This window comes from Bradyrhizobium genomosp. III (assembly GCF_000261705.1).
Classification (GTDB): Bacteria; Pseudomonadota; Alphaproteobacteria; order Rhizobiales; family Xanthobacteraceae; genus Bradyrhizobium; species Bradyrhizobium ottawaense.
Genome location: NZ_AJQF01000148.1, coordinates 1 through 9,933, shown reverse-complemented (window position 1 = coordinate 9,933; position 9,933 = coordinate 1). Strand labels below are relative to the sequence as shown.

At 65.5% G+C, this 9,933-nt stretch carries 4 protein-coding genes and 2 pseudogenes; 4 read left to right on the top strand and 2 right to left on the bottom strand.

Features of this window, described 5'->3' with window-relative positions:
• Positions 1–320 precede the first annotated feature (320 nt).
• The 4 genes and pseudogenes from IC66_RS43350 to IC66_RS0112650 all read left to right on the top strand — a co-directional run bounded on the left by IC66_RS43350 (position 321) and on the right by IC66_RS0112650 (position 7,987).
• On the top strand, positions 321–731 hold the full coding sequence (locus IC66_RS43350; protein ID WP_085968364.1) for a hypothetical protein: 411 nt from the start codon (positions 321–323) through the stop codon (positions 729–731).
• 217 nt (positions 732–948) lie between these two features.
• Positions 949–2,586: pseudogene (locus IC66_RS0112660) on the top strand (thiamine pyrophosphate-requiring protein); the annotation flags it as partial.
• Between the two features lie 94 nt (positions 2,587–2,680).
• Positions 2,681–6,259 (top strand): GAF domain-containing sensor histidine kinase, encoded by a 3,579-nt coding sequence (locus IC66_RS0112655; protein ID WP_038947865.1) that lies wholly within the window; start codon positions 2,681–2,683, stop codon positions 6,257–6,259.
• A 27-nt stretch (positions 6,260–6,286) separates the two neighbouring features.
• On the top strand, positions 6,287–7,987 hold the full coding sequence (locus IC66_RS0112650) for an alpha/beta hydrolase (RefSeq protein WP_038947864.1): 1,701 nt from the start codon (positions 6,287–6,289) through the stop codon (positions 7,985–7,987).
• Between the two features lie 4 nt (positions 7,988–7,991).
• On the opposite strand, the gene IC66_RS0112645 is transcribed toward IC66_RS0112650, so the two are convergent.
• Both IC66_RS0112645 and IC66_RS0112640 read right to left on the bottom strand, forming a co-directional pair.
• Positions 7,992–9,575, bottom strand: a complete 1,584-nt coding sequence (locus IC66_RS0112645; RefSeq protein WP_028142995.1) for an MDR family MFS transporter — start codon at positions 9,573–9,575, stop codon at positions 7,992–7,994.
• A gap of 163 nt (positions 9,576–9,738) precedes the next feature.
• A pseudogene (locus IC66_RS0112640) lies at positions 9,739–9,933 on the bottom strand (YcgN family cysteine cluster protein); the annotation flags it as partial.

Sequence of the window (9,933 nt, the reverse complement as noted above, 5' to 3'; positions counted from 1 at the left end):
CGGCCCGCGTCTCGTGACGATCGCGAAACGCCCCTCGTGGCGGGCGGGATGTGTCGGCTTGTACGCCAAAGCAGAATTTCTGTAAATGCGAATATTTTGAGACGTAGCCATAGACCCACCGCTGGTGTGTTTTGCCCGACAGGCAACACAAGCGATCGTAGCCCCCGATGCCGCGGAGCCGAATTCGAGCGCCGCTCCCACAGATGCATCTTCCCCGGATCCGGCTGCGGAACTTTGACCGCCATGTGAGTCCTGATAGTCTTCAGCACGGCGTGGCTCGACGAACCATGCTGTCAATCGATGGACCGGAGCTGTTGAAGATGCGGATGAGAAGCGTGACGCTCTTGGCACTCAGCCTCTTGCTTGCCGGCGTCTGGTCTCAGGACAGCGCGAGGGGACAGACCGCGCCGCCGGTTTCGCTTGCTCCGCCCAAGGCATCGCCGCCACGGGCGAATGCCAAAAATTCCCCGGCAGCGTCGGACAGGATATCACCGACACCCCCGACTGGCGGACTTCCACAAGCGCCGAATTCTGCCGCCGACTATGACGGCTTCCGTGCCACCAGTGACGACAATGACACTCCGGATCGGACGACGCGGCCGATCAGGTCGCGCGCGGCAAAAGGCTCCACGCCCAATCCGGATACGCAAGGCAACACGGCTCAGCAATTGATCGATCAGGAAGATGAGGCGTTGAAGCGTAAGCTGATGATCTGCCGAAACTGCAAGTAGGACGGAGCTTCCCGTCGGCCGGATGGAGCGAAAGCGAAATCCGGGGCCGGCGCAGCGGGTGCAGCTATCCCCGATTGCACTTCGCTCCCTCCGGGCTATGGCAGCGCGCTGCATAGCTGACCTACCGCCTCCTTCGCGTCCCGCACTTTACCCTCCCGCAATTTCCTGATCCTCTCTCTCCCCAACGCCGGACCAACCGGCCTGCCCAGGGAGAGACGCCATGAAGCTCGGCACCGCCATTGCGGAAATCATGCGGCGCGAGGGGATCGAGATCCTCTGCGGCTATCCCGTCAACCATCTGATCGAGCACGCCGCCAAGGCCGAGATCCGCCCTGTGATGGTGCGGCAGGAGCGCGTCGGCATCCACATGGCGGATGCGATCTCGCGGGTGACGTCGGGACGCAGCATCGGCGCGTTCTGCATGCAGCATGGACCCGGCGCGGAGAATGCGATGGGCGGCGTCGCGCAATGCTTTGGCGAGTCCGTTCCCGTCCTGGTGTTGCCGATGGGCTATCAGCGCCGGCTGGCGCATATCGAGCCGAACTTCAATTCCAGCGAGGCGATGAAGCCCTTTGCGAAATCGTCCGAGCCGATCATTCTGGCGACCGAGGTCGCCAACATCTTCCGCCGCGCCTTCACCAAGCTGAAGAACGGCCGCGGCGGCCCAGTCATCGTCGAAATCCCCTCCGACATGTGGAACGAGGAGGTGCCGGAGCCGCTCGACTACACGCCGGTGCTGCGCACCCGCTACGGCGCCGACCCCGTGCATGTGAAGGAGGCCGCCTCCCTGCTCGTCAATGCGAAGCGGCCTGTGCTCTATGCCGGCCAGGGCGTGCATTACGCGCAGGCCTGGCCGCAACTGAAGCGGCTCGCGGAGCGGCTGGCGATTCCCGTCACCACCAGCTTAGGGGGCAAATCCTCGTTCCCGGAAACCCATCCGCTCTCGCTCGGCTCCGGCGGCCTCGCGGTGCCGCGCGCGGTGCCAAAATTCCTCGCCGAGGCCGACGTCATCCTCGGCATCGGCTGCTCGTTCACCGAAACGAACTTCGGCATCGCGATGCCGAAGGGCAAGACCATCATCCATTCCACGCTCGATCCCAATCATCTCAACAAGGATGTGGAAGCGAAAATCGGCCTCGTCGGCGACGCCGGGCTCGTGCTCGACGCGCTGCTGGAGGAGGTCGGCAAGTCCGTCACCGCGGACCGTGATGCCTCCGCGGTCGCGGCCGAGATCGCGGCCTCGCACGAGGAGTGGCTGGCGAAATGGATGCCGAAGCTCACCAGCAATGACGCCCCCTTGAGCCCCTATCGCGTGCTATGGGACCTGCAACACACCGTCGACATCGACAACACCATCATCACGCACGATGCCGGCAGTCCGCGCGACCAGCTCTCCCCGTTCTGGAAATCGACGAAACCCCTCACCTATCTCGGCTGGGGCAAGACGACGCAACTCGGCTACGGCCTTGGCCTTGCCATGGGCGCCAAGCTCGCGAAGCCCGACAAGCTCTGCATCAATGTCTGGGGCGATGCGGCGATCGGCTTCACCGGCATGGATTTCGAGACCGCAGTGCGCGAGCGCATCCCGATCATGTCGATCCTGCTCAATAATTTCTCGATGGCGATCGAGCTGAAGGTGATGCCGGTCTCGACCGAAAAATATCGCTCGACCGACATCTCCGGCGACTATGCCGCGATGGCGCGGGCCTTCGGGGGCTATGGCGAGCGGGTGACCAAGCCCGAAGACATCATCCCCGCGATCAAACGCGGCATCCAGAAGACGCAGGAAGGCGTTCCGGTGCTGCTGGAGTTCATCACCAGCAAGGAGACGGAGGTGTCGCGGCCGGGGACGTGAGACGGGCCTCCGCCGCAACCGCTGGCTCAGGGCGCGGAAGATGTGATAATCCGGGCAGGTGCCGCGCATGTCGCGGCATCGAGCCGGATCAGGAATGACGTCCCCTTCCAACGAAATCGAACAACTCGAGCGCCGATTGCTGTCGGCCGCAGCCGAGACCGCGCAGCTGCGCAGTGAGCTCGCGACTGCGCGGGATCGCCAAAGCGCCAGCGCCGAGATCCTGCGCACCATCGCGGCCTCGCCCTCCGATGCCCGGCCGGTGTTCGAGGCGATCGCGTCGAGTTCCAAGCGCTTGCTCGACGGCTTCTCCGCCACCGTGCTTCAATTCATCGGCGACGAGCTGCATCTCGTGGCGTTCACGCCGACCAGTCCGGAAGCGGACGAAGGGCTCAAGGCGTCGTTCCCGCGCAAGATCGCGGAGTTTCCGACCTTTGCGCTGGTGCGTGGCGGCGAGACGATCCAGTTTCCCGACAGCGAAGCCGCCGACGTGCCGCAGCTGAACCGCGATCTGGCGCGGCTGCGCGGCTTCCGCAGCGTGCTGTTCATGCCGCTGATGAACCGGGGCACCCCGGTCGGCATGATCAGCGTCACCCGCGCCGAGCCTGGCGCGTTCACGCCCGACCTCGTGCAGCTGCTCCAGACCCTTGCCGACCAGGCCGTGATCGCGATCGAGAATGCACGGCTGTTCAACACGACGCGCGAGGCACTGGAGCGCCAGACCGCCACGGCGGACATTTTGAAGGTGATGGCGGCCTCGCCCTCGGACGTGCAGCCGGTGTTCGAGGCCATTGCGGCCAACGCCAACCGGCTGATCGGTGGCTTCTCCACGGCCGTGCTGCGCTATGTCGACGGTGCTGCGCACCTTGCCGCCTTCACGCCGACAGATCCGGCCGGCGATCGTGTGCTGCAGGCCTCGTTCCCGGTGCCGTTCGCGCAGTTCCCGCCCTACCAGCTCGTGGCCAAGGGTGCGGCGGCGCAACTGCCCGACACCGAGCTCGAGCCGGCCGCCCGCGACATCGCCCGCGCCCGCGGCTATCGCAGCATGCTGTTCGCGCCGCTGATGAGCGAGGGCGAAGCGATCGGCATCATCATCACGACGCGCCGTGCGACCGGCGCCTTCACTGAGCATCATGTGCGGCTGCTGCAGACCTTCGCCGATCAGGCGGTGATCGCGATCAAGAATGTCAGCCTGTTCAATGCGACGCGGGAGGCGCTGGAGCGTCAGACCGCGACCGCCGACATCCTCAAGGTGATCGCGGCTTCGCCTGCCGACGTCACGCCGGTGTTCCAGGCGATCTCCGACAGCGCCAAGGCGCTGATCGGCGGACATTCCTCCGCCGTCACCCGCGTCATCGACGGCCTGCTGCACCTGGCGGCCTTCACCACCGACAACGAGGCCGGCAACGCGGATCTGCTCAGCTCATTCCCGGCGCCGCTGGCGGCATCCGGCATTCACAGCCGGGTGGCGACGAGCGGAAAGTTCGCATTCCGCAGCGACATGCAGAACGAAGGCGACCTCACGGACGCCATGAAGGAGCTGGCGCGCACCAGAGGCTATCGCAGCATCCTCGTGATCCCGATGCTGCGCGACGGCGTTGCGATCGGCACCATTGGCGTGACGCGGCCCGAGGCCGGTCCTTTCCCGGACAAGGCGATCGCCCTGCTCCAGACCTTTGCCGACCAGGCCGTGATCGCCATCGAGAACACGCGCCTGTTCAACGAGGTGCAGGCGCGGACGCACGAACTTGCGGAGTCACTGGAGCAGCAGACTGCAACATCGGAGGTGCTCAGCGTCATCAGCCGATCGGCCGGGGATCTCGCGCCGGTGTTCGAGGCGATGCTCAGCAAGGCAATGCAGCTCTGCGGCGCCAGTTTCGGCGTACTCAACACCTACGACGGCATGCAGTTCCGCACGGCCGCAACTTACGGCCTGCCGCCTGCCTACGATGAATTCCGGCGCAAGGCGCCCCTCAACTATGGTCCGGCCACTGCGCCGGCGCGTCTTTTGAAGGGCGAACCGTTCGTCGAAATCGTCGACCTGCTGGAGTCCGACGTCTATCGCAGCGGCGAGCCGAACCGTCGGGCGCTGGTCGATCTCGGCGGCGCCCGCTGCCTGCTCGCGGTGCCGCTGCTCCAGGACGAGCGCGTGGTCGGCAACGTCATGATCTTCAGGCAGGAGAACCGACCCTTCTCGGAGAAGCAGATCACCTTGCTGAAGCAGTTCGCGGCGCAAGCCGTGATCGCCATCGAGAACGCGCGGCTGCTCGGTGAATTGCGTCAGCGCACCGAGAATTTGACCGAGTCGCTGCAACAACAGACGGCGACTGCCGACGTGCTCAAGGTTATCAGCCGCTCGGCGTTCGACTTGCAGGCCGTGCTCGATACGCTGGTCGAATCGGCGGCGCGACTATGCGAGGCCGATATGGCGGCGATTACCCGCAAATCCGGCAGCACCTATTTCCGGGCGGGCTCCTACGGCTTTCCAGCCAAATTCGTCGAATATGTAAGAGATCTTCCGGTCCGGCCGGACAGGCGTACCATCACGGGCAGGACTCTGCTCGGCGACAAGGTTGTTCATGTCACCGATGTGCTCGAGGACCCCGATTACTCCTTTGAAGGCCAGGAATTGAGCGGAAATCCGCGCAGCTTCCTGGGCGTGCCCCTGCTGCGCGAAGGCAGCACTGTTGGCGCTATCGTTCTCGCACGTCGCGCGATCCGGCCGTTCAGCGAAAAGCAAATCGAACTCGTTACCAGTTTCGCCGACCAAGCCGTCATCGCGATCGAGAATGTGCGCCTCTTCGACGAAGTGCAGGACCGCACGCGGGAGCTTGCGAAGTCGCTCGACGATTTGCGCGCGGCGCAGGATCGGCTGGTCCAGACCGAGAAGCTCGCCTCCCTCGGCCAGCTCACCGCCGGCATCGCGCATGAGATCAAGAACCCGCTCAACTTCGTCAACAATTTTGCCTCGCTGTCCGCCGAGCTGACCGACGAACTGAACGAGGTGCTCGCGCCCGTGACGCTCGCCGGTGATGTCCGCAGCGAAGTCGACGAGCTCACAGGGCTTCTCAAGGACAATCTCGGGAAAATCGTCCAGCATGGACGGCGCGCCGATTCCATCGTCAAGAACATGCTACTGCATTCGCGCGAGGGCGGCGGCGAGCATCGGTTGAGCGACGTCAACGCCGTGGTCGAGGAGAGCCTCAACCTCGCCTATCACGGCGCACGGGCCGAGAAGCCGCAGTTCGACGTGACGCTGAAGCGCGAGCTCGATCCGGCGGCAGGCTCGGCCGATGTGTTCCCGCAGGAGATCACCCGGGTGCTGCTGAACCTGATCGGAAACGGATTCCATGCGGTCGCCAGGCGCAAGGCGGAGACCGCGGCGACGGGTTACGAGCCGGTCGTGACCGCCGCGACCCGCGACCGCGGCGATCACGTCGAGATCCGCATCCGCGACAACGGCACGGGCATCCCGGACGAGGTGAAGGAGAAGATGTTCAATCCATTCTTCACCACCAAGCCGGCCGGTGAAGGCACCGGCCTCGGATTGTCGATGAGCCACGATATCGTGGTGAAGCAGCATGGCGGCACGATCGACGTCGCGACCACGCCCGGCGAGTTCACCGAATTCACGATTGTGCTGCCGCGCAAGAGCAGCTTTTCGGACAAGCCCTGAGGACAACTTCGCCCGGGAGGCGTTTTGATGAATCTGGCGCGGTTCATTCGGCGACAACTCCTCTCGCTATCCGGCGTCGGCCTCATGCTCGGTGCGCTGTTCTTCGCGGCTGCACTGACGCCGACGCTGATCCCCAGGAGCTATCTCACGCAAGGTGTCCTCGCCGGCGGCTGCTTTGCGATCGGCTATTTCGCCGGCGTGCTGTGGCGGCGGCTGTGGCACTATCTCGAGCTGCCCGAGCCTTCGGCGCGCGCCAGATCGATTGCGAATGCGCTGGCGGCAGTTGGTTGCCTGCTCGTCGTCATCGTCTTCCTGTGGCGCGCAGCCGAATGGCAGAACTCGATCCGCGCCGTGATGAAGATGGCGCCGGTCGAGACCGCGCATCCGCTCAAGGTCTGCGTCATCGCCCTGGTCAGTTTCGTCGTGCTGCTGGTGCTGGGACGGCTGTTCGCACTCCTCGCCCGCTTCCTCGCCACGCATACGAGGCGCGTCATTCCGCGGAAACTCGCCAACGTCATCGGCGTACTCGCCGCAGGCCTGCTACTCTGGTCGATCGCCAGCAATGTCCTGATCAACACGGCGTTTCGCGCACTCGATTCGTCCTTCCGCGAGCTCGACGCCTTGCACGAGCCCGAGCGGCCGCAACCGACCGCCGCCGATCGGACGGGAAGCCCGGCGTCGCTGGTGAAGTGGAACGAGCTCGGACGCACGGGACGCCGGTTCATTGCCTCGGGTCCGAACGCAACCGAGATCAGTGCCGTCAGCGGAAGGCCGGCGCAGGACCCGGTCCGGGTCTATGTCGGCCTCGCCGGCGGCGCCACCGCGCAGGCGCGCGCCAGGCTTGCGCTCGAGGAGCTCAAGCGCCAGCGCGGTTTTGATCGCAAGATCCTGATCGTCGTCACGCCGACCGGCACCGGCTGGATCGACCCTGCTGCGATGGACACGGTCGAATATCTCCACCATGGCGACGTCGCCAGCGTTGCGATGCAGTACTCCTATCTCAACAGCCCGATGTCGCTGTTGTTTCAGCCCGAATACGGCGCGGAGGCGGCGCGCGCGCTGTTCGCGGAGATCTACGGCTATTGGACGACGCTGCCGAGGGACAAGCGGCCGAAACTGTATCTGCACGGGCTCAGCCTCGGCGCCATGAATTCGGAGAAATCCGCGGAACTGTTCGAGATGATCGGCGATCCCATCGCCGGCGCGCTATGGAGCGGGGCGCCGTTCGAGAGCCGCCTGTGGCGCTCGATCACGGCGAACCGCAATCCGGGATCGCCGGCGTGGCTGCCGCAATTCCGCGACAACCGCTTCGTGCGCTTCATGAACCAGAACGGATCGACGGTTCCGGCAGACGCGCCGTGGGGTCCGATGCGCGTCGTCTACCTGCAATATGCCAGCGACGCGATCACCTTCTTCGCCTATCGCGATGCCTACCAGGCCCCGGCCTGGATGAGCGCGCCGCGCGGGCCGGACGTGTCACCGGAGCTGCGATGGTATCCGATCGTGACGATGCTCCAGCTCGCCCTCGACATGGCGGTTGCGACCAACACGCCGATGGGCTTTGGCCATGTCTATGCGCCCGAGCATTATGTCGATGCCTGGATCGCGGTGACCGATGTCCATGACTGGTCCGCTGGCGCGCTGGCGCAACTCAAAGAGCAGCTCGCGGCGAAAGCCCGGAAGACGGGCGCAGGCAATGCCGACGACGATCCCGACCGCGGCGGCTAGGCGCCTACTCCGCCATCTCCACCGGCTGCGCCGTGGCGGGACCGGCCAGCGGCCGCTCCTCCATCGCGATCAGGCACAGCGCGGCAATGGTCATCAGCGCGGTGGCGGCGCCGAACACGTAGCGGAACGCGTGGCGCATGTCCTCAGCGGGAATGGCGACGGCGCCCGCGGCGTGGTGCTCGCCGGCGAGCGGAACGTCGATGCCGAGCGCGACCAGCAGGATCGCGGCGAACGCGGCGACCGTGAACGAGGACATCAGCGAGCGGAAGAAGTTCATCGCGCCGGTGATGGTGCCGACCTGCGGGCGCGCCACCGAGTTCTGCAGCGAGACCACGCACACCGGGAAGGTGGTGCCGAGCCCGAGCGCGAACGCCGCCATCAGCGTGAGCAAGCCCCACAGCGGCAGAGTGGTGAGCGTGAGGCCGAGGCCGCACAGCGCGGCCCAGGACGTGCCGATGATGGCGACGCGCTTGTAGTGTTTTGCACGGGCCATGGTGCGACCGGCGACGGCCGCGCCGACGGTCGAGACCGCCGCGAGCGGGATCAGCGCAAGGCCGGCCTCGCTTGCGGTGAGGTGGTAGACCGACTCGTAATAAAGCGGCAGCTGCACGGTGAGGCCGGTGATCGCACCGAGCCCGCAGCCGCCGGCGGTCAGCGCGAACGGCGCCACCGATCCGGTCAGCAGCTTCAACGGCAGGAACGGCTCGTCGGCCCGCCGGGCGTGCCACACGAAGCTGACCGCGAGCGCGACCGCGCCGCCCACCATCGCCAGCACGGTCGGCGACAGCCAGGGATAGCGCGTGCCGCCCCAGGTCAGCACCAGCATGAAGACGACGGCGGAGGCCATCAGCAGCACGCCGCCGAGCCAGTCGACCTTGCGCTTGCGGTGGAACACCGGGATCTTCTTCATCTTCGGCAGCAGCATCACGATGGCGGCGGCCGCGAGCGGCAGGTTGATCCAGAAGATCATCGACCAGTGCAGATGCTCGGCGAACACGCCGCCGATGACCGGGCCCAAAATGCCGCCGACCATCCAGACGCTGGAGAAATAGGCCTGGTACTGGCCGCGCTCGCGCGGGGAGACGACGTCGGAGATCACGGTCTGCACGACAGGCATGATGCCGCCGCCGCCGAGCCCCTGAAGGCCGCGCGCCAAAATCAGCATCGGCATGTTCGGCGCGATCGCGCACAGCACCGAGCCCGCCACGAACAGGCTGAGCGAGATGATGATCATGACGCGGCGGCCGTAGATGTCGCTGAGCGTGCCGAACACCGGCGCGACCGCGGTCGAGGCGAGCAGATAGGCGGTGATGACCCAGGAGAGATTGGAGACGTCCTGGAACTGGCGCCCGATGGTCGGCAGCGCGGTCGCCACGATGGTCTGGTCGAGCGCTGCCAGGAACATCGTCAGCATCAGGCTGATGACGATGGTGCGGACCTCGTCCTGTGACAGCGGCACCGGCGGCGCGATCGACGGCGCGTCATCGACGCTGATGACTTCGCTCGGAAGCCGGGACAGCTCCTCGGCGATATCGTCAGGCAAAGTCTGGATGTCGGCAGAACTGCTCTGCCGGTCGAACTTGTTCATCTCGCTCGGATGCCGTGTGGCGGCACAACGCCGCAAAGGATTCGTTCTATGCAGCCCAATGTAGACAGCAAAGTTTGTCCCGGGCAGGCACCGCGGCGCATGGGTGCATCCCGCCCCCGGGCCATCCCGAAGACGTGATCGCCGCGCAAGACCTGACGGCGGTTCAGTCCTTCGAACGTCGCTTCAGGCGGGCTCGTTTCGGCAGCAGCGCCGGCCATTGCACGATGTGGTCCTCGAGCTCCTCGTCCGGGATCTCGTCCTCGCTGCCTTCCACCCGTCCGCGCACGGAGACGCCGGCGTCATGCACGGTGTTGGGATCACCGGAGACCAGCGGATGCCACCAATAGAGATCGCGCCC

Excerpts from the sequence above, each read along its gene's own strand:
- IC66_RS0112645 (WP_028142995.1), bottom strand. The coding sequence starts at position 9,575 with ATGAACAAGTTCGACCGGCAGAGCAGTTCTGCCGACATCCAGACTTTG.
- IC66_RS0112655 (WP_038947865.1), top strand. The coding sequence starts at position 2,681 with ATGACGTCCCCTTCCAACGAAATCGAACAACTCGAGCGCCGATTGCTG.
- IC66_RS0112650 (WP_038947864.1), top strand. The coding sequence starts at position 6,287 with ATGAATCTGGCGCGGTTCATTCGGCGACAACTCCTCTCGCTATCCGGC.
- IC66_RS43350 (WP_085968364.1), top strand. The coding sequence starts at position 321 with ATGCGGATGAGAAGCGTGACGCTCTTGGCACTCAGCCTCTTGCTTGCC.